The sequence below is a fragment of the Pantoea sp. RG18 genome, from assembly GCF_025910075.1.
In the GTDB taxonomy this organism is placed as follows: domain Bacteria; phylum Pseudomonadota; class Gammaproteobacteria; order Enterobacterales; family Enterobacteriaceae; genus Pantoea; species Pantoea agglomerans.
On the sequence record NZ_JAPCIL010000006.1, the window covers coordinates 256871 to 276586 of the forward strand.

The 19716-nt window shown below is 56.9% G+C and carries 15 protein-coding genes; 1 reads left to right on the forward strand and 14 read right to left on the reverse strand.

The genetic code is table 11. The features are described from left to right. Positions 1–29 precede the first annotated feature (29 nt). The 6 genes from OK409_RS07925 to cmoM form a co-directional block, all read right to left on the reverse strand. On the reverse strand, positions 30–578 hold the full coding sequence (locus tag OK409_RS07925) for a YcbK family protein (protein ID WP_010254972.1): 549 nt from the start codon (positions 576–578) through the stop codon (positions 30–32). Positions 579–763: 185 nt separating this feature from the next. Next, on the reverse strand, positions 764–2575 hold the full coding sequence (gene ldtD, locus OK409_RS07930) for a L,D-transpeptidase (protein WP_264366946.1): 1812 nt from the start codon (positions 2573–2575) through the stop codon (positions 764–766). Positions 2576–2722: 147 nt separating this feature from the next. Further along, on the reverse strand, positions 2723–7210 hold the full coding sequence (gene mukB, locus OK409_RS07935) for a chromosome partition protein MukB (RefSeq protein WP_264366947.1): 4488 nt from the start codon (positions 7208–7210) through the stop codon (positions 2723–2725). After that, positions 7207–7932 carry a chromosome partition protein MukE gene (mukE, locus tag OK409_RS07940; RefSeq protein ID WP_022625940.1) on the reverse strand — a complete coding sequence of 242 codons (726 nt, stop codon included), beginning with the start codon at positions 7930–7932 and terminating at the stop codon, positions 7207–7209. The genes mukB and mukE overlap by 4 nt, the downstream gene beginning before the upstream one ends. After that, the gene (gene mukF / locus OK409_RS07945) at positions 7913–9235 is read right to left on the reverse strand and encodes a chromosome partition protein MukF (RefSeq protein WP_010254963.1); all 1323 of its coding nucleotides are present in this window, start codon (positions 9233–9235) and stop codon (positions 7913–7915) included. Before mukF ends, mukE begins: the two co-directional genes overlap by 20 nt. Continuing rightward, on the reverse strand, positions 9232–10017 hold the full coding sequence (gene cmoM, locus OK409_RS07950) for a tRNA uridine 5-oxyacetic acid(34) methyltransferase CmoM (protein WP_010669764.1): 786 nt from the start codon (positions 10015–10017) through the stop codon (positions 9232–9234). The genes mukF and cmoM overlap by 4 nt, the downstream gene beginning before the upstream one ends. A gap of 125 nt (positions 10018–10142) precedes the next feature. On the opposite strand from cmoM, the gene elyC reads away from it, so the two are divergent. Further along, positions 10143–10928 (forward strand): envelope biogenesis factor ElyC, encoded by a 786-nt coding sequence (elyC, locus tag OK409_RS07955; protein WP_033785535.1) that lies wholly within the window; start codon positions 10143–10145, stop codon positions 10926–10928. Here elyC and OK409_RS07960 read toward each other — a convergent pair. From OK409_RS07960 to ihfB, 8 genes are all read right to left on the reverse strand, one after another. Further along, positions 10908–11801, reverse strand: a complete 894-nt coding sequence (locus OK409_RS07960; RefSeq protein WP_033771276.1) for a fructosamine kinase family protein — start codon at positions 11799–11801, stop codon at positions 10908–10910. The two genes, elyC and OK409_RS07960, sit on opposite strands and share 21 nt — an antisense overlap. A 111-nt stretch (positions 11802–11912) precedes the next feature. Beyond that, a complete protein-coding gene (kdsB, locus tag OK409_RS07965) occupies positions 11913–12662 on the reverse strand; it encodes a 3-deoxy-manno-octulosonate cytidylyltransferase (RefSeq protein WP_010254955.1) in 750 nt (249 codons plus the stop codon). Further along, a complete protein-coding gene (locus OK409_RS07970) occupies positions 12659–12841 on the reverse strand; it encodes a Trm112 family protein (RefSeq protein WP_003849374.1) in 183 nt (60 codons plus the stop codon). Before OK409_RS07970 ends, kdsB begins: the two co-directional genes overlap by 4 nt. Before the next feature lie 105 nt (positions 12842–12946). Continuing rightward, positions 12947–14161, reverse strand: a complete 1215-nt coding sequence (locus tag OK409_RS07975; RefSeq protein WP_010669761.1) for a winged helix-turn-helix domain-containing protein — start codon at positions 14159–14161, stop codon at positions 12947–12949. A gap of 39 nt (positions 14162–14200) precedes the next feature. After that, entirely contained in the window at positions 14201–15187 is a 987-nt protein-coding gene (gene lpxK / locus OK409_RS07980) for a tetraacyldisaccharide 4'-kinase (RefSeq protein ID WP_010254951.1), read from the reverse strand. After that, the gene (msbA, locus tag OK409_RS07985) at positions 15184–16932 is read right to left on the reverse strand and encodes a lipid A ABC transporter ATP-binding protein/permease MsbA (protein WP_010669759.1); all 1749 of its coding nucleotides are present in this window, start codon (positions 16930–16932) and stop codon (positions 15184–15186) included. The genes lpxK and msbA overlap by 4 nt, the downstream gene beginning before the upstream one ends. 34 nt (positions 16933–16966) lie before the next feature. Next, complete coding sequence (locus OK409_RS07990; protein WP_264366948.1) at positions 16967–19222, reverse strand: DNA internalization-related competence protein ComEC/Rec2; 2256 nt, start codon at positions 19220–19222, stop codon at positions 16967–16969. Between the two features lie 204 nt (positions 19223–19426). Continuing rightward, positions 19427–19711 carry an integration host factor subunit beta gene (ihfB, locus tag OK409_RS07995; RefSeq protein WP_003849360.1) on the reverse strand — a complete coding sequence of 95 codons (285 nt, stop codon included), beginning with the start codon at positions 19709–19711 and terminating at the stop codon, positions 19427–19429. Positions 19712–19716 lie beyond the last annotated feature (5 nt).

Sequence of the window (19716 nt, forward strand, 5' to 3'; positions counted from 1 at the left end):
GACCGGCTCACGCAGCGTTGCCGGTGTCATTACCAGTGCCTGATCGGCCCGGTATCAATATGTACAAAGTTACTGCGGGGATAATATCCTACACCACCCGCACGCAGAGATAACGCCGCTTTGCGTACATTGGCCAGAGAAACCCCTTCGATATGGAAATCCATTGCCTGGCCTTTGGTGTGATAGCTGTGCTTTGCCACCCCAGGACCGCTCTCACGTAACATGTTGTTGGTTGCCAGTGAACGGTAGCCCGAAACCAGCTGTATCGGTTTACGCATTCCCAGCAGCGCCTGCAGCCGGAAGATTTGATCAAACAGGTGCGGATCGATGCTTTTCACTTTATTGGCGCGATAGTCACGGAAAAAGTGATTTAATCGTGACAACTCATCCTTGTCGTAACTCTTACCATTAAAAAACTCAGTTTTAAGGGTTTCACCGGTATGAAGATTATTAAGCATCAATACACGCGGGCGAGAGGTAGAAAGCGAGGCCCTTGCAGAAGCGGGTAATAATGCCAGACCGGCGGCGGCGCTACCGCACAGCAGTAGTTTGCGACGAAAAGAATCAATAGTAGACATGTAACGATTTACCTGAGAGTGAAGCCATAGAAATGTGCAAAAAGCGCACAGCCCGAACCATAACTTTCTCTCAGTAGAGCGTCAACCCATCTGCAACCTGTTTGCGTGGCGATCCCTGCAGGAATCGCCATTTGATAACATTTTTCTGAATAACCGGCCCGCCGCTAACGATTTAAAATCAATCACTAGAGCAGCAATTGCTCAGCCCGACTCAAAGCCTGGCTGCCCGAACGCGCGGTGTCATCATAATTGTAAATATCTGTGCGGAACTGTGGTTTGCCATCATCAGCGACCCACGCCGTCAGATAATAGAGATTGACCGGAATACGATGCCGAATGGGCACGTAGCGGGTGTCACCCTCTTTTAACGTACTGGAGATGCGGGCATCGTTCCAGCCCGCGTCCTGCAGTAATAAGCCTGCCAGTTCCGACGCTTTATTTACCCGGACGCAGCCTGAGCTGAGCGCGCGGATATCGCGCTGGAACAGGTTGTGGTTCGGCGTGTCGTGCAGATAGATCGCATCTGAGCTGGGCATATTAAATTTATAGCGGCCCAGCGCATTCGCCACACCCGGTGCCTGAATCAACCGATAGGGGAACGATGAAGCGGTGACCATGCGCCAGTCGATCATGCTGGGGTCGATCACTTCAGCGTCAGCGCTCCAGCCCGACAGCAGGGTATAGCCATGCTTATAGAGATAGGTCGGATCCTGCTTCACTTTAGGAATGATATCTTTACGCACCAGCGTGGTTGGCACATTCCACGGCGGGTTCAGCACCACATTATTGAGCGCGCTGCGCATCAACGGCGTTTTGCGATCGGGACGCCCGACAATGACCCGTGATGAGAGGATCTTGTTACCGTTGTTGTAATAAATCAGCGAGTAGTTGGCGATGTTCACCATAATGCCGTTGTGCATATCGTCCGGCAGCAGGCGCAGTCGCTGAATGTTCAGCGCCAGCAACGAAGCACGCATCTGCGGAGAGACGTTAAGCCACTGCCGCGTTCTGGCACCGATAGCACCGTCGCCATCCAGTCCCTGCCACTGCTGGAAACGCTTCACACCCGCCACCAGCGTCTCGTCATAGACATTGGCGGTGTTCCCTTCCAGCGTCTGACTCTGAACGTTACCCGGCGATTGCAGTGAAGGCGCAGACAGATCGGTGACTGGCGCGGCAGAAGGGCTAACCGCAACCGGCTGGTCGCTGTGGGTCACTGGTGAGGCGGCCACCGGCACCGCATCGTCATCCGGTGCAGGTGCATTAACCTGCGCCGTTAACATGCCGCTGCGCTGCAGGATTTCACGCAGCGCCGGCACATCGTCACTGACCTGTCCCGGGCGCAGCGTTTCACTGCTTTTCAGCTGCGGCCAGGGTTGTTTATCACCTAGCAGGGTTTTCAGCGCGGCGTGCATCGGCTGATACTGCGGGTGCTGCGGCTGCAGTGACGCAATAAACGTGTTGCCCGATCCTGCATTGACCGCATTCTGCCACTGATTCACGACCGCCACCGACGGCTGTGTCAGCCGGTAGGGAACATTGCTGTAAAGCCAGGTTTCACCCTGCGTCGGCACATTAGAAACAAATTGCAGATAGCCCAGCATCGCATCGGACAGCGCGACATCCCGGGCAAAGCCGGTGATCGCCGGGTTTGTCAGACGCTCAATCCAGCGCGTGAACTGTGGCTGAACACCAGAAAGTGCCACTTCAGCCAGCTGCTGCTGAAATTTTTGTATCGCCTTGGGATCCTGCCAGAGCGGTTGCATATGGCGGGATGCATAGAGCGTCGCCAGCGGTGCCAGATAAAACGGCTGATCGGCGCTGGAAAACGCCTGCCGGATGCGTTGCTGACTTTCGGAGACGGAGGTGACCGCCTGCGTTGTCCCGGGCAAAGCGGCGATAACAGCGGCCTGCGGTAGCGTAAATGGAACAACGGTTAGCGCCAGCGCTAACAATGATAGAACGCGATGATGATTTAATTTTTTTACCAGCAACATCCCTGCCCCCTTGTTTTTCAACTTCGCAGTGTTCCCTGTATCCACTGCGACCGCGCCGTGACTCATCATGTGAGTATACAAACAAAAACGGCATTTGCCTCATGCGACAAATGCCGTAACCAGATTAACGAATGGTTCAGTTTTTGACTACGTTTCCGCCTGCGAATTTTCAGCGGTTAAATCGGGCAGCGCATCTGCGTCGCTTCCCGCCCGCACCGGCGAAGGATCGGCAGCAAAACCACGCAGACCGACCACATGCACATGCTCGGTGTTATTAAACACCTTACGCACCAGTTTGTAGGTCGTGCCTTTTTCCGGACTGATATTCTCCGGTGCTGCAATCACCAGCTGCATCTCCAGTCGCTCACAGAGTTCAAACAGCGTGGCGATGGAGCGGGCATCCAGACGGGCCGCTTCATCAAGGAACAGCAGTCGGCATGGCGAAATATCTTTGCCGCGCAGACGACGGGACTCCTCTTCCCAGCTCTGCACCACCATCACCAGAATGGACATACCGGTACCGATCGCTTCACCGGTTGAGAGCGCCCCGCTCTCTGCGCGCAGCCAGCCATCGGAACCACGGTTAACTTCCACTTCCATCTCCAGATAGTTGCGGTAGTCCAGCAGCTCCTCACCGATGGTCTGCGGCGTACGCTGCCCCATGTCGATATGCGGATTAAGACGCTGGTAGAGCTTCGCCAGCGCCTCCGAGAAGGTCAGGCGATTGCTGTTAAAGAGATCCTGATGCTGCTCGTGCTCTTCCGACAGCGTATCCAGCAGCATGGCGTGGGTTTCACGCACGTTCACGTTGAGCCGCACGCTGCGTACCTGACCAAAGCTGACGGTCTGCAGGCCCTGGTTGAGCTGGCGGATACGGTTCTGTTCACGCTGGATCGTTTTACGGATGATGTTGGCCGCACTGCGCGAACTGATTGCCAGCATCTGCTCACGCGCCGTCAGCTCTTCCGTCAGACGGTTCAGTTCGATTTCCATCTGCTCAATTGCTTCGACCGGATCGTCAGTACGAATAATATCCTGACGAATACGCTCGCGCAGATGCTGATAAACCGCAATAAAGAACTGAATTTTACGTTCCGGACGTTTTGGATCTTCCGACAGTCGCAGCACGTCGCGCAGATGTTCGTTGTCCGCCACCGCCAGACGCAGCGCACCCAGCGCTTTATCCGACATAGAGCGCAGCTCATCGCCGCTCAGGTAGGCCAGTTCACGGCGATGCAGACGACGCTCAACGCCATTCTCTTTCACCAGACGCAGTACGTTACACCAACCCGCTTTGGCGCTGACCACCTGTTCACGCACCTGATGATACTGACGCTCCAGCTGACGCAGTCGCTTCTGCAGGTTATCCATCTCCGCTTCGCAGAAGGTAAGCTGTTTCTCCAGCTGATTGCGGCGGGCGCGGTTATGACTCAGCGCCGTGTAGAGCTCGTCACGGCGAATACGCGCGCGTTCTTCGGCGCTGCTGTCAGCCTGGACGCCAATATCCTGCATCTCCTGCTGCAGCTCTTTGAGCATGTCGCGCTTGGCGTCATAGGCGCTTTTCAGCGAGGCCAGCACCTGGGAGTATTGCGTCAGCTGCGCCTGATGTTCACGCAGGCGATCACGACTGCGGCTGCGTTCGCCCTCAGCCTGCTCCAGACGCTGACGCAGCTTATCGCTGAGGTCGTTGTTGCCATTGAGCATGCTGGCCGAATCGTCGTAGCTGAAGTGGGCGCGACGCTGCACCACTTCTGTCAGGGCAAAGGCCTGCTGACGCGCATTACGCTGCTGCTGTTGCGCCTGCTGATAATCCGCCTGTAACTGCTCATGCTGTTCAGGATCGCTCTGCAGCACGGCGATAATCGGTTCCAGTTTCGCCAGCTTAGCGCCATGCTGATGCAGGAAGCGCGCCGCTTCCTGTGCGGCATCGACCTGCTCGCGGATCTCTTCGCAGCGATCGCCCAGCGTCTCATCCAGCAGCAGATTGACGCGTGGCAGCAGCCGGTTTAACTGTGATACGCCCTCTTTGGCCAGCTCATACTGCTGACGCTGCTGCTGATTGTTGCTCTCATGCTGATTCAGCGCGCGCTCCAGCTCACCCCGGCGCGCGCCGAGCTGACGGATCTGCGCTTCCGGATCGGCGTCAAAGGCGACGGCCAGATGACTGCCGATAAAGCGGCTGAATGACTGATGCAGACGCTGCGTTTTCTGTACGTCGAACGACAGCGTGGCGTAGCGTTCGGCCAGCTTATCGCGCTCAAGGTGCAGCAGCTCCAGCTGATTCTCACGCGCCGCGCGGCCAAACAGCGGTATTTTCGGGAAGCGGGAATAGCGCCACTGACGCTCTGCCACCTTCACCACCACCGCATTCTGCAATTCATCGACGCTGAAGACGCTGTCATCGAACGACTGCGGATCACCCTCGATCAGGTAGAGATCTTCCGGACACTCTTCCAGACCATCCAGCAACTCACGAACGCGCGAGAGATCCGGCACCACAATCGCATGACGCGACGGACCGTAGAGCGCCGAGAAGTAAGGCGCATCATCCAGCGTCACATCATCATAAATCTCTGACAGCAACACGCCGCCAAAACGTTCTGCCAGCTGGGTCAGGCGCGCATCTTCGGCACCGCCTGGCTGGCTAAGACGTTCAATCTGCCGCTCGATATCACGTTTTTGAGCGGCCACTTCGTCGCGCTCGACGGTGGTTTCACGCTCACGCTCCAGCAGCTGCTGCATATATTCGGTGACGTCCTGGCTGCTGTTCAGCGCCTGGCCGGTCTGTTCGCTGAGCTGCGTCAGGATCTCCTGCGCCGCCAGCCAGTGTGGCGCACGGGCCGTCAGGCTGGTGATGCGTTCGCGCAGCTGCTCCAGCTCCTGGCGCATCATCATGCGTTGCTCACCGGCGTCGGAGACGCTGCTGTTCAGCTGTTCAATCTGTGCTTCAAGCTCCTGCTGCAGGCCTGCCAGCGCATCCGCTTCATAATGCTGCCCCTGACGCTTGCAGAACTCCGCCAGCAGGCGCTCCGCCTCATGCTGTTCGCGCAGACGCTGTTCCAGCTCATTGAGACGCAGACGCAGCGAAGAGAGCTGTTCGGCGTGATGACGCTGGTTGCTGGCATCACGCAGCAGTTCGCGGCCGGTTTGCCAGGCGTCCTGACGGGTCACGTCACCGGCAATGCTGGTCACCAGCGCCAGCGCCTGTTCAAACTGACTGTGCGCTGCTTCCGCTACGCTCAGCTTCTGCTCCAGGCGCAGCAACCGTTCTGTCGCCTCTTCCTCTTTGGCCTGGAAGCTTTCCTGCCATTCGGCGGCATTGTCAATGCTCAGATCGGGCAACTGGCAGAGCGTGCGGGCGCGTTCCAGCGCCTGCAATGCCTGCTGATACTGGATGGCGCGGGTTTGCTGCACGTCGAGCGCCTGCTGGAAATCGGCCAGCTGGCTTTTCAGCTCATCCACTTCCAGCTCAGCCGCTTCGGCCCGCGCTTCATTCTCTTCCTGAATTTCACGCGCTTCGGCGACCACTTCGGTCTGCTCTTCCAGCCGCAGCGTCAGATCTTCGATATCCGCATCGTAGCGCTCAATCTTCTCCTGCTGACGCATCGCCGTCTGTACCAGGTTCAGGTGATCGCTGGCGGCCTGATAATCGACTTCAAGATCGTTTTCTGCACCACTGTGCTCGGCCAGTTCGCGCGCCATCTCAACATGACGATACTGCTCGGTAGCGAGCTGCTTGCGGCTGCTGAACAGCTCGTTGCGCAGCTGTAACGCGCTGTCGAGGTGTCCCCGACGCTCGTTGGCGTGGCGCATATAGTCAGCCGAAACGTAGCTGGTCGCCTCGGAGATCAGATGCTTAAAGAGATCGCGGTCAGACTGGGTAACGCGGATCGCCTCCAGCGTCATGCGGTTCTCGCGCAGCGCGGCTTCCATATCCTGGAATGCTTTGCGCACGCCACTGTTTTCTGGCAGCAGGTAATCACGCAGCGATCGGGTGATGGCGCTGGAGATACCGCCATACAGCGAGGCTTCAATCAGACGATAAAACTTGCTGCGATCGCTGGCAGAGCGCAGACGACGCGGCACCACACCAAGATCAAACAGCATGGCGTGATAATCGGTGACTGAGTTATAGGCGCGGAACTGTACCCCTTCCTGCGCCTCAACCCGCTCTTTGACTTCGTTCAGCGGTAATACGCGTGCCTGACGGCTGTTAAGCACTTCCGTCAGCATATCGGTTGGGTTGGTGTCGGTGGGCAGGCCATGAATACTGAATGGCTTGATATCGACCTTTTTATCGCGTCCGGCGACCTGTTGCAGACGGACACCGACCACGACACGCTGATGGCGTGAGTTCACCACATCCAGCATGGAGTAGCAGACGCCGGCCCGCAGTTTACCATGCAGACCCTTGTCACGGGATCCTGATGTCGCGCCCGCTTCGGTGGTATTACGGAAGTGCAGCAGCGTTAAATCTGGGATCAGCGCGGTGACAAATGCCGCCATCGTGGTGGACTTACCCGCACCGTTACCGCCTGACAGCGTGGTCACTAATTCATCGAGATCAAAGGTACGGGCAAAAAAGCCGTTCCAGTTGATCAGCGTAAGCGAACGAAACTTTCCGCGCTCAATCATGCCTGTTCTTCCTCTGCGTTCTCACTCGCGTCACCTTCCTGCCCTTCACCTTCATCGGTGTCGACCGGTGCTGTCGCGTTTTCCAGTAGCATGGCCTCGCCATCACGAATCAGACGAAGCTGCGCTTCACGAGCATCATCACCGCCGCGCACGTCGGCACCAAAGCGGAACACCGATTCCGTGATGCGGAACTTGCTGCTGTCGTTGCCGAAAAACCACACCATGCCAAGGCGACGCAGGCGGCTCAGAGAGGCGCGCACTTTCTCCTGCAGTTTGGTGCGATCCAGATCCGAACCGGTTGAACGCTGGTTGACCAGCTTCAGCAGGCGGTTCTCATCGGCCAGAGAGAGCAGTTCGTCGTACAGCTCCTGCTGGGTGAAGATACCTTCATTGGCCAGTCGTTCCGGGCTGAGATAGAGATAGCAGAGAATCTTCCCGACCATCATGTCCAGCTCAGAGAGCACGGAACGCGGAATCAGCGTGGTTGAACGCGGACGCAGATAGAAGAAGCCTTCCGGCGCACGGATTAACTCAACGTTATAGCGGCTGTAAAACTCTTCGAGAAACGACTGGTAGTCCATCAGAAAAGCGTGATTATCCAGCTCTTCGATACCGATATGGCGTCCGGCGCGTAACTGGCTGTCCAGCGCGGGAAAAATCGGGTTGGCCAGTGCCTGTGCCAGCTTAACCGGCATCACTTGTTCAATATTTGTCGATGACATGTGCCTGCACCTTGGCTCCGTAATCATTGATGGCTTGCCATTCCACAGGCAAACCGGCTAAATCAGCTTCCGCTACGCCAAGGCGCACCGCCTGATCCACCACAATACGCGCCAGATCGAAATGGCGGGCTCGGGGATACTGGGCCAGGTAGTCGCGCATCACTGACGCGAGGTTGAGCGGTTTTTGTTGCGATTTGTAGACCTGCAGCGCTTCTTCAATCATCGCTGCCAGCTGTTCGCGGATTTCGTTGATCTCTTCGTACTCCATCTCCGGCGGCAGTTCACCCATCACTTCGTCGTTACGCAGCGTCAGCGCCTCATCACGCATGTCATACAGGCGGTCGGCGTTGGCATAGGTCAGCGCCCAGGGCGCGTCGAAGTAATTCTGCACCGATACCCGCAGGCGCTGCGCAAAGACGCGGTTTTTATCCATGTCGATGGCGGTACGAATAAATTTATGGACGTGGCGGTCATAGCCGATCCAGAGGTCAATCGCCTGCTGGCCCCAGCTGGTAATACGGTCGAGTTTGCTTTGCAGATCAAACACCAGCTTATCGACGAAGCCCAGATCGGGACTGTCCAGCGTGGCATCCTGAATGCGCAGCAGATTTTCCTGAAGTTTATCGCCCGCGGCTTCCAGCGTATCCTGCAGTTCACGCAGCGTTCCTGAGGTTTCAGAAAGCAGCATTTCACAGCTGGAGATGGCCGCGCGCCAGTCTTTGTTCAGCAGTTCGGCGATATCATTTTTCACCGCCTGCTGCTGTTCATCCATCAGACGCTGGGTCATATCGATGCTGTCGAAGATCTCCGCCACGGAATATTTCAGCGGCGCGAAAACATTGCGGTGCCAGTGAAACTCATCGCCATTTTCCTGCGCGGCATCGGCTGCCCGCTTAAGCTCATTGGCCACAATCGACAGCTGCATCGACAGGCGCAGGGTCGAGAACTCACGCTGACGGATGTAATAGTCAGTGATGCCGATCGCCAGCGGCGTCAGGCGATAGATGGCATTGCCTTCCGTGATTTCGCTGGTAAAACGGTTGAGCAGGCGCTGTCGCACCATGTCGTTGATGGCGTTGTTGGCACGAACCAACACGGTTTCATGGGTTTGTTCGAAAGCTTTACTGACGTGACGGAAAGCATCAATCAGATCGCCTTCGCTCATTTCGCCATCCATCCGCTCACCGTTGAGGGTGGCGATAGCCAGCAAAAAGGCCAGACGTTCCACTGGCAGCGCAAGGGAAAAGTCATTTTTGCGCGCCCAGGAGACCAGTTCAGGTACCGTCTGGGAAAATTCACTCATAATTCGTCCTTCTGCCCGGGTTTACGCGCGGTCACGTGGATGTAGCGCCCTAAGCTCAAAAAGGGTTCCTGACGGCAGTAACGCCGCTCCATCTCAATAATTTCGTCGTCGCTTTTTGGCTCGCCCTTCGGCGGCTTCATGTAGTCACTGAACACCCGGATCCCGGCACGCTGCTCAATCACAAAGCCACACGCCTCCAGCCAGCGATAGACCTGCTCGGGGTCGCGCGGATAGTCAGGCGACAGCGTTCGCTTTTTGCGTTTGGTCAGGTTGGTGCGCAGATAGCCGAAGTTACCCAGCGTTAAGGTGCGCAATGTCAGGCCGTGCAGATTGTAAAACATCAGCGACATGACGCCCCCCGGACGCAGCAGATCGAACAGCGCTTTCAGCACCTTCTCCGGTTCAGCGACCCACTCAAGCACAGCGTGGAACAATACCAGATCCACCGGCTTATCCAAATGTTCGCCCACCTGCTGAGCGCTAATTTGTCTGAATTGCATGTTGTGGCTCACACCCTGCGCCGCCGCATTTTCCGCGGCCCGGCGCAGCATCTCGCTGGACAGGTCGCACAGCAGAACCTGATGGCCCTGCGCAGCAAGCCCGCTGGAGACCTGGCCGACACCGCCGCCAGCATCCAGCACCGACAGCGGGTGCGGTGACAGACCGGGCAGTATCTTCTCCAGCTCATCCCAGAGGATGGCCTGGCGTATCTTCCCTTTAGTGGTGCCGTAAATATTTTGCGAAAATTTATCCGCGAGATCGTCAAAGTTACGATCCTGCATGGCATGCGCTCCGGTATGCTGCGGTGAGACTTGTGCTATTTTGTCACAGGCACCAGAAGAATGAACCTTTCATCCCCATCTTCCCTTCCGGGTGCTCTATTTTCGGACAACAGGACTCTTTTTTGATGTTATTTACCCTTAAAAAAGTTATCGGCGGGCTGCTTTTACCCCTGCCGTTTCTGCTTTTGCTGATGGCGCTTGGCATTTTACTGCTTTGGTTTACTGGCTGGCAGAAAAGCGGCAAAACCGTGATCTCCGTCAGCTGGCTGTTACTGCTGCTGCTGAGCCTGCAACCGCTGGCCGATCGTCTGCTTTTGCCGCTGGATAGCCGCTATCCGACCTGGAACGGATCAGAGAAGGTGGAGTTCATTGTGGTGCTGGGTGGAGGCTACACCTTTAACCCGGCGTGGGCACCCAGCTCGAACCTGCTGAATAACAGTCTGCCGCGCGTGGCAGAAGGCGTTCGTCAGTGGCAGCGGAATCCGCAGTCGACGCTGATTTTTACCGGCGCAGCGGGCGGCACCAATCCAAAGAGTAGCGCCTGGGTAGCGGCACAGGTGGCGGAAAGTCTGGGCGTTCCCCGCGAACATGTTCAGATTCTCGACCAGCCCCGCGACACCGCGGATGAAGCGCAGGCGGTCAAAACCGTGGTGGGCGATCGCCCGTTTCTGCTGGTCACATCCGCGAATCATATGCCGCGCGCAATACGCTTTTTCCACGCGATCGGGTTGAAGCCAATGGCCGCTCCCGCGAATCAGCTGGCGATTACGTCACCGCTGAATGGATGGGAGCGGGCGATACCCTCATCGATCTGGCTGAGTCACAGCGAACGTGCGGTCTACGAAACGCTTGGCACACTATTGCAACGGCTGAAAGGCGAGGAGTCGGACTCAGCCGAGCCAGGGAAGTAATTGCGCGCGTGCATGGTCAAAACGCGGACGATTAAACGTGCCGGTCTGTACCAGATGCTCAATGCAGTCCCACAGTTGATAAACCCACCGACGCCAGACAAAACCCTCTGAAACCGGCGCCCGTTGCAGGTAGCTGTGCAGCAGCGCCGTTTCTGCAGGCGAGGTATCCAGATGGATAAGATCGTATTCACGGGGTGCCCAGAGGATGGTGCCCGGCTGTGTCATCGCGATTAACTGGTCACTGCGGCTATCTTTCAGCATGCTCTGCAGCTGAACGTTGCCGTGAACCATCACGCAGGGATCGTCGAAGCCGCGAAACAGATGCGCCAGTCGTGCCCGGCAGCGAAACAGAATCTGACGATCTTCCAGCGTAAAGGCTGGCGGACGCAGATAGCTCAGGGTCGCCCATAGCACCTCAACCCGTTGTGCATACCAGGCGGGCCAGCTGTTCTGCTGCGTGCTGTCCACCGTACCGACCAGGCCATGGCTGTCGAGCCGGTGCCAGGCCAGCACTCCCTCGACCACCTGTTCGCAAAACTGTTGCCAGCGCTGAGCATCCCGCGCAGGCGCTTCCGCCGTCACGCCATTCAGTCGCGCCAGCAGGAGCATTTCATGCACCGGCGGCTGCTGGCTCATCACCAGACCATAGACCGCTGGCACGGCGATCAGTCCGGCCTGGCCCAGCAGCGCCAGCTTTCTGGCTTCCATCGCCGCCCGGCCCTGATGACGAAAATATTTCGCCACCACCGGCATGGGGCGCCCGTCCCGATCGTATAACGCATAAAGCCGGGTGGGTGGATGTTCACTGATCATTTCGAGGCGGCTGATGGTTTCACCCAGCGCCAGCGTGAGTTCCGATTTAAGCTGTTCCATGCGGCATCCTCCTCAGATGAGTATCACAATATCCTGAAGGAAGTGTTGGAGATAAGTTTAGCGGCGGATCAAGAACGTTGCGCTGAAACGGGGAGACAGGCTCCCCGTTTGTCAGGCCTGCATGGCATCACGAACGCGTTGCAAATCGTCTGGCGTATCCACACCCACACTGGGAATGGTTTTCGCGACGGCGACATGAATTTTTTCGCCGTACCATAAAACACGCAGTTGCTCGAGCAGCTCAATCTGTTCCAGAGGACAAGGCGCCCAGGCGACATAGCGGCGAATAAAACCAGCACGGTAGGCGTAGATGCCAATGTGGCGCAGCAGCGTATCACCGATCTGCTCGCGCGATGCGGCGTACCGTTCACGATCCCAGGGGATAGTCGCCCGTGAAAAATAGAGTGCGTAGCCATTCACATCCATGACGACTTTCACCGCATTCGGATTAAAGGCTTCTTCCACATCGGTGATTGGCACCGCCAGCGTTGCCATCCCGGCCGCCGACCCCGCCAGATTGGTCGCCACCTGACGCACAATCTCGGCCGGAATCATTGGCTCGTCGCCCTGCACGTTTACGATGATTTCATCATCGGCAAACTGATATTTTTCGATCACTTCCGCCAGTCGCTCAGTGCCAGACTGGTGATCGGCGCGCGTCATGCAGACTTCGCCGCCTGCCGCTTCCACTGCCTGCGCCACGTCGGGATGATCGGTGGCAACAATGACCCGGCTGGCACCCGATTCACGGGCCCGCTCCATTACATGCACGACCATCGGTTTACCGTGGATATCGAGCAGCGGCTTGCCGGGTAAGCGGGTTGACGCATAACGCGCAGGAATGATAGCGGTGAAACTCATGGATGAATCTCTTCAACTGACAGCGTGCGGGCTTCGGTTTCCAGCAGCACCGGAATGCCGTCCCGGACCGGGAAGGCCAGGCCATCAGGTTTGCAGATCAGCTCCTGTTGAGCATTGTTGAAATAGAGTTTGCCATTGCAAACCGGGCAGGCAACGATTTCGAGTAAACGATGATCCATATGTCCTCCATCAGGGACCGAATGCTTAAGGATTCAAGCATACCATAGCGCGGCGCGTGCGGGATGGGGTAAAACGCCATCCCGCAGCGGCTGCCGCAAAATTGATTAATCCAGCGTCCACAGGGCTGGCCACTGATCGTTAAGCGCGTCGGGTGCCTGCAGGATAGCGACACTTTCAGCACCCTGCCACGTCGCGAAGCGTTCGATAGCACGCCGGATATCCAGCAAAAATCGCGCCGTAACGCGGGTCTTCTCCTCCAGCCAGATATTTTTAATCTCCAGCTGTTTTGCCTGACGCAGCATGCGGGCATCCAGCCGCCCTTTTATCTGGCCGCGATGGAGGATGGGCAAAACAAAATAGCCAAATTTGCGTTTTTCCTCTGGGGTATAGCACTCAATACGGTAGTCAAAATTGAACAGCTCACGCGCACGCTTGCGATCCCAGACCACCGGATCAAACGGCGACAGCAGCGCGCTGTGCGTCGCCTGCAGCGGTGTCTCCAGCAACGGCACGTAGTCACGATGCAGCCACATCTCACCCAGTCCCTCTGTATTAACGGCGACCAGATCGCCCGCAGCCTGGGCGTCAGCGATAAAGTTGTTCACGGGTGCCCGCTTCAGGCGATAGTAATCCGCCAGCCAGGCCGCGCGGAAAACCCCTAAGCTGCGGGCGCTATTCATCAGCATCTGACGGGTCGCCTCCGCTTCACTGATGCCATGTATCGCATCCTGCCAGTCGGGCATCACGCGGCTGCGCAGATCGTAGACGCGCTGAAAATTACGGCGTTCGGTGACCATCAGCTCACCGGCGCTGAAGAGATTCTCCAGATGACGTTTGTGCGGTTTCCATGCCCACCAGCCTGACTTCGGGTTATCGGCATGGGTAAAATCGGCGGCGCGTACCGGGCCGTTGTCTCTGATCTGCTGAAGTAATTCGGCAATGGCCTGCTGGTGCTCAGCGACCCATTGCGCATTGTATTTCCAGCCCAGACGTTCCGGCGACAGCATGCGATGACGAAGAAGTCGGTAATCGGCACGGGGAATAAAGCAGGCTTCGTGCGCCCAGTACTCAAAGAGTTCGCCCTGTGCCAGAGCCTGTTCCAGCCATGCCTGAGGATAGTTCCCCAGGCGACTGAACAGCACCAGATACGGACTACGGGCCACCACATGAATGGTATCGATTTGCAGCAGCGACATGCGGGAAATGCAGTCAATCAGATCCTGATAAACAGCACGTTTTGCCGGAGTTCGCAGCAGGCCCTGCGCGGCGAGATGAAGGTGGCGTGCTTGCTGTAACGAAAGTGAATGCGTACTGTTCATCCTCTTCCTTATCAGGCTTCACCTGAACGGGGGCGGGTATCAGGAAATATGGCGGCAGAGTTGTTCAATGTCATCCAGTAACGGCGTCACGGCATTACCAGTTAAATGGGCATCGACCGGCAAATACCACCAGTCAGGCTGGGCAAAGTGACGGCATTTCACCGCGTCTTTTTCGGTCATCAGCAGTTGCTGACCCGCCTGGAGTAATCGGGTCAGTTCATCTTTGCTGTAGGCGTGATGATCGGCAAAGGCGATCTCTGCGACCGGCGTTATACCCTGCTGTTTCAGCGTGGTGAAAAAACGCGGGGGATGACCAATACCGGCCATGGCGACTACCGCACCCAGTTGCTCCGGCGGGCAGGTTTCACCGGTCAGCAGATTGGTGGCCAGCCCGGGCTGAAGTTGCATGGCAATCTCGTCGGGCTGTGCTTCGCCGCCGTTAATGATCACGGCATCGACCTGCTGCAGACGATCGGCACGTTCACGCATCGGACCGGCAGGCAACCACCAGCCATTACCAAAGCGACGGACCCCATCAACCACCACGATTTCGCGATCGCGCTGCAGGGCGTAATGTTGCAGGCCATCATCCGTGATGATCACATCCAGCGAACCCTGTTTCAGTAACGCCTCAATCGCCCGTCGCCGTTGAGGGGCGACCGCGACCGGCGCCCCGGTGCGCTGGGCGATCAATACCGGCTCATCCCCGGCCTGTTCGGTGGGGGTCTGCGCCGTGACCAGCAAGGGATAGTGGTCCGCCTTGCCGCCATATCCTCGGGAGACCACGCCAGCGCGCAGGCCGCGCTGCTGTAACGCCTCGACCAGCCAGATGACCACCGGCGTCTTTCCATTCCCGCCAGCAGTCAGGTTACCTACCACCACGACCGGCAGAGGCGCACGCCAGCTTTTACGCCAGCCGCGCCTGTAACTGAAGCGTATCAGGGCCGTGATCGCACCATACAGCAGGCTGAATGGCCATAGCAGCAGCCATAGCGGTGAGCGACCACTCCAGATACGTTCAATCATTGGCCGAATTGCATCTTGTGCAGCTGTGCATAGGCACCGCGTTCTGCTAACAGCACCTGATGCGTACCGCGTTCAACAATCTGGCCATCTTCAATTACCACGATTTCATCCGCTTTCTCGATGGTAGAGAGTCGGTGTGCAATCACCAGCGAGGTACGGTTCTTCTGCAACTCATCCAGTGCAGACTGAATCGCGCGTTCAGACTCGGTATCCAGCGCCGAGGTGGCTTCATCGAGGATCAGGATCGGGCAATCACGTAATAACGCACGGGCAATGGCAATACGCTGACGCTGACCGCCAGATAACAGCACGCCATTCTCGCCAATCATCGTATCCAGGCCCTTATCCATTTTATTGATAAAGTCCATGGCATGCGCCATGGTGGCCGCCTGCTCGATCTCTTCACGGCTGTATTGCTCACTGCGGGCATACGCGATGTTATTGGCAATGGTGTCGTTGAAGAGGTGCACATTCTGTGACACCAGCGCCACCTGATTGCGCAATGAGCGCAGGCTGTACTCACGCAGATCATGACCGTCCAGCAGGATTTCGCCCTGCTGGATATCATAAAAGCGGGTCAGCAGGCTCGCCATCGTAGACTTACCGGAACCCGAACGGCCCACCAGCGCCACCGTTTTTCCTGCCGGCAGCGACAGATTGATATTACGCAGTGCCGGAATTTCACGACCTGGGTAGGTAAAGGTCACATCACGGAATTCAATATCCCCTTTAGCACGGGTGATTTCGCGCGTACCGTTATCCACTTCCTGCTCACTATCCAGAATAGAGAACAGTGTCTGACAGGCCGCCATCCCACGCTGGAACTGGGCGTTGACGTTGGTCAGAGACTTAAGCGGGCGCATCAGGGCAATCATCGAGGAGAAGACCACGGTGATGGTACCGGCTGTCAGGGTATCCATGACGCTGGGGAAGCTGGCGGCATAGAGCACAAAAGCCAGTGCCAGCGACGCGATCAGCTGAATAATCGGATCGGAAATGGAGGAGGCTGAAACGAGTTTCATTCCCTGCTGACGCATCCGGTTACTGACGCGGGAAAAGCGCTCCGATTCAATGTCCTGTCCACCAAAAATCAGCACTTCTTTGTGCCCTTTCAGCATCTGTTCTGCGCTGGTTGTCACCTGCCCCATAGTGTTCTGCATACTTTTGCTGATGGTGCGGAAGCGCTTAGAGACGGTGCGGATAGCAAAGGAGACGATAGGTGCCAGTACAATCAGGATCAGCGACAGCTGCCAGCTGTAGTAGAACATCATGATAAACAGGCCAATAATGGAAGCCCCTTCGCGCACTACGGTGACCAGCGCGCCCGAAGAAGAGGAGGCGACCTGCTCAGAATCGTAAGTAATGCGTGACAACAGGGTGCCGGTTGACTGCTGGTCGAAAAACGAAACCGGCATGCCCATCATATGGCTGAACAGACGACGGCGGATGTTCATCACGACGTTGCCAGAGACCCACGAGATGCAGTAGCTGGAGATATAACTGGTGACTCCGCGGACCAGCATCAGGCCAATAACCACTAACGGCAGCCACAGCATCACCGATCTGTCAGCTTTACCAAAACCATCATCCAGTAACGGTTTCAACAGTGAGAGCATTAAGGCGTCGCCCGCAGCATTAATAATCAGGGCGACTGAGGCCGCAATTAATCCCGCTTTATTAGGCGCGATCATCGGCCAGAGTCGGCGAAACGTCTGCCACGTAGAGAGATCTTTATCTTGATGCATTATTTATTCACGCTGTTGGAAATAGCCGGCCATTCTACCTGGATTCGCGTTTGACGCCAAACCACTGATGATACCAACGGGGCATTAATTGATCCCGCAAGGTGGAAACCTGTGCTCTGCCCTGCTCTATCCTGATACTGATTTGTCCTGACTGGCCCGTATCCAGCCAGTGAAAACCGGCCGTTCGATAGTTTTCCAGCACATTTTTCGCGGGCATACGCCATGCATTGTAGCGTGCCAGCGAGGCGATAGCGGTGTGGCCTGCGGCTTTACGCAGCAGCAATGAGGTCGACGACGTCCGGCTGCCGTGGTGCGGGACCTGCAGAATATCGACCTTCAGCCCCTGCTTCTCCAGCGCCACCAGCTGGCGTTCCGCTTTCGCTTCAATATCACCGGTTAACATCAGCCGGACCTGACCATCATCGACGATCACCACACAGGAGTCATTATTTCCGCCCGGCAGGGGTGCCGTCAGCGGCCAGATCACCCGAAAGTGGAGCTGCCGCCAGCGCCACTGCGTGCCCCGTACGCAGGGTAAGTGTGCCTCATCAGCCAGCGCACTTCTGACTTCAACCGCTGGCCAGCGTTGAGTAATTGCCGCCAGCCCGCCAGTATGATCCAGATGTTTATGACTCAGGATGACCTGTTTTAACCGTAGCTGCCTGCGCTCCAGCCACGGAATGATCACCCGACTCCCCGCATTATCGTTCTGCCAGCGCGGGCCGGTGTCATACATCACGGCCTCGTCGCCCTGGCTGATCACCAGACTCAGACCGTGCCCGATATCCAGCATATCGATGCGCCAGCCCTGCTCCTGTTCTGGCTGGCGACTCAGTATCATTGCCAGCGCTAACGCGCCGCTGCTTAGTGGCAGAGAGAAGAAGAGCTGCGCACGCCAGAGAATCAGGCCGCCCCATACCATAACCGTAAACCAGGTTGTGCCACTCAGCGGCCACCAGCCTGGTGGCAGCAACGTCAGGCAATGAAACAGTGCACGTAAAGAGAGATCGGCCGCTCCCCAGAAGAAGCCAGATAAATTCGCCACCGGCAGCAGCAGGGCGAGCGTCACCATAGGCATGGTAATAAACGAGACGACCGGAATCGCGACAACATTCGCCGCCAGCGCAGTCAGGCTGATGCCGTTGAAAATCGCCACCTGCAACGGCACCATTAAAATCATCATGCCCGCCTGTAAATGCAGCAACTGTACCGGAATCCAGCGCCGTTGCCGACGGAACGCCGCAGGCAGCGGGAACCAGTGATACCAGACCAGCAGCATGCCCACAGCCAGTACCGAGAGCCAGAAGCTGTCAGAGAGCACGGTCAGCGGGTCGGTTACCAGCAGCAACGCAATACAGAACGTCCAGACCTGCCAGCTATTCAGCTGAACTCCCGCAAACCGTGTTATTGCCCATAGCGTCAGGGCAAGCAGCGAACGCTCTGCGGGAGGCTGTGCACCGGAGAGCCAGGTATAGATTGCAGCAAACAGCCAGCTCACGATGAGGGGGAAAAGATAGCTGATATAACGGGCTGGCAAGATAAATTGCACCCCACGCGCAATCATCCAGCCGGTGCTGGCGGCCAGGGCGATATGCATGCCCGATATCGCCATCAGATGCGCGGTACCGGTATCCCGCAGTAGCTGACGCGTCTGCTGGCTCATCTCATCCCGAATGCCAAAAGCCAGTGCCTCCAGCGTTGCACGTGCAGGCATTGCACGGGTCCTGTCACGATGCCATAAAATAAATCGCCAGCGGCTATCACAGCGATCGCTTACCGCTGCCTGCTTAAGGATTCGTCCCTGAAGCGGCGTATTATTAGCCAGTGCGAAACGCTGCGCATCAAAATCGCCCTCATTAAGGCGGGCATGTACCGGTCGCAGACGCAGTTTCATCGTCCAGCGTTGTCCTGGACAGTAGACCTCCGGATCAGCATCAAACCAGATCCAGGCAAAGCGAGGCGGAAAAATCATCCTGCCCTCCTCTTTCAACAGACGAACCCGGATTTGCTTCCGCTCTTTCCGCAGTTCACTGATCTGAAGGGTGTAGGTGGCAGGACGCGCCGAGAACTTTTCGATATCCCGCACCATCAGACGGGCGTCGTTACAGGCCCATGCCAGCAACAGCAGAGTAATACCGGCCAGACGGACGGGTTGGTAAGGGCAATGCAGCAGAGCCAGTCCTGTGAGGAGGAAGCCCCACATCACCTCACCGGAAGGCAGCCGGGCCATCAGCATTAGCGGTAACGTTGCAACGATCGCCAGTCGCGCCAGAACGGTCCATGTCAGCATAATCGTATCCATTGATTCAGTTCGATTATTCTGGGCAAAGGAGGTAAAAGTAACAGCGGATGATCAGGCAGGCTGGAGCGCTCTCACAAAGAGAGTGCGGCGTTGCAGTGTTGATGACAGCAATCCGGATGTCAGATCTGAGCCTGAATCGCAGGCAAAAAAAAACGACATCCGGAGATGTCGTTTATCTGGTTCGGTATCGGCTTAGCCGTAGATATTTGCGCGATCGCGCAGCTCTTTGCCTGGCTTAAAGTGGGGAACGTATTTACCTTCCAGATCCACTTTGTCACCCGTTTTCGGGTTACGTCCAGTACGCGGAGCGCGATAGTGCAAAGAAAAGCTGCCGAATCCCCGGATTTCGATGCGTTCGCCCTGTGCCAGCGTAGTGGCCATGTGCTCAAGCATCTCTTTTACTGCATCCTCAACGACTTTCGCCGGTATATGAGTATGCTGTCCCGCCAGTCTTTCGATCAGTTCTGACTTGGTCATGTAAC

Bases quoted from the DNA above. Each gene is read 5' to 3' on its own strand.
- OK409_RS07925 (WP_010254972.1), bottom strand. From the start codon at position 578: ATGTCTACTATTGATTCTTTTCGTCGCAAACTACTGCTGTGCGGTAGC.
- ldtD (WP_264366946.1), bottom strand. From the start codon at position 2,575: ATGTTGCTGGTAAAAAAATTAAATCATCATCGCGTTCTATCATTGTTA.
- mukB (WP_264366947.1), bottom strand. From the start codon at position 7,210: ATGATTGAGCGCGGAAAGTTTCGTTCGCTTACGCTGATCAACTGGAAC.
- mukE (WP_022625940.1), bottom strand. From the start codon at position 7,932: ATGTCATCGACAAATATTGAACAAGTGATGCCGGTTAAGCTGGCACAG.
- mukF (WP_010254963.1), bottom strand. From the start codon at position 9,235: ATGAGTGAATTTTCCCAGACGGTACCTGAACTGGTCTCCTGGGCGCGC.
- cmoM (WP_010669764.1), bottom strand. From the start codon at position 10,017: ATGCAGGATCGTAACTTTGACGATCTCGCGGATAAATTTTCGCAAAAT.
- elyC (WP_033785535.1), top strand. From the start codon at position 10,143: ATGTTATTTACCCTTAAAAAAGTTATCGGCGGGCTGCTTTTACCCCTG.
- OK409_RS07960 (WP_033771276.1), bottom strand. From the start codon at position 11,801: ATGGAACAGCTTAAATCGGAACTCACGCTGGCGCTGGGTGAAACCATC.
- kdsB (WP_010254955.1), bottom strand. From the start codon at position 12,662: ATGAGTTTCACCGCTATCATTCCTGCGCGTTATGCGTCAACCCGCTTA.
- OK409_RS07970 (WP_003849374.1), bottom strand. From the start codon at position 12,841: ATGGATCATCGTTTACTCGAAATCGTTGCCTGCCCGGTTTGCAATGGC.
- OK409_RS07975 (WP_010669761.1), bottom strand. From the start codon at position 14,161: ATGAACAGTACGCATTCACTTTCGTTACAGCAAGCACGCCACCTTCAT.
- lpxK (WP_010254951.1), bottom strand. From the start codon at position 15,187: ATGATTGAACGTATCTGGAGTGGTCGCTCACCGCTATGGCTGCTGCTA.
- msbA (WP_010669759.1), bottom strand. From the start codon at position 16,932: ATGCATCAAGATAAAGATCTCTCTACGTGGCAGACGTTTCGCCGACTC.
- OK409_RS07990 (WP_264366948.1), bottom strand. From the start codon at position 19,222: ATGCTGACATGGACCGTTCTGGCGCGACTGGCGATCGTTGCAACGTTA.
- ihfB (WP_003849360.1), bottom strand. From the start codon at position 19,711: ATGACCAAGTCAGAACTGATCGAAAGACTGGCGGGACAGCATACTCAT.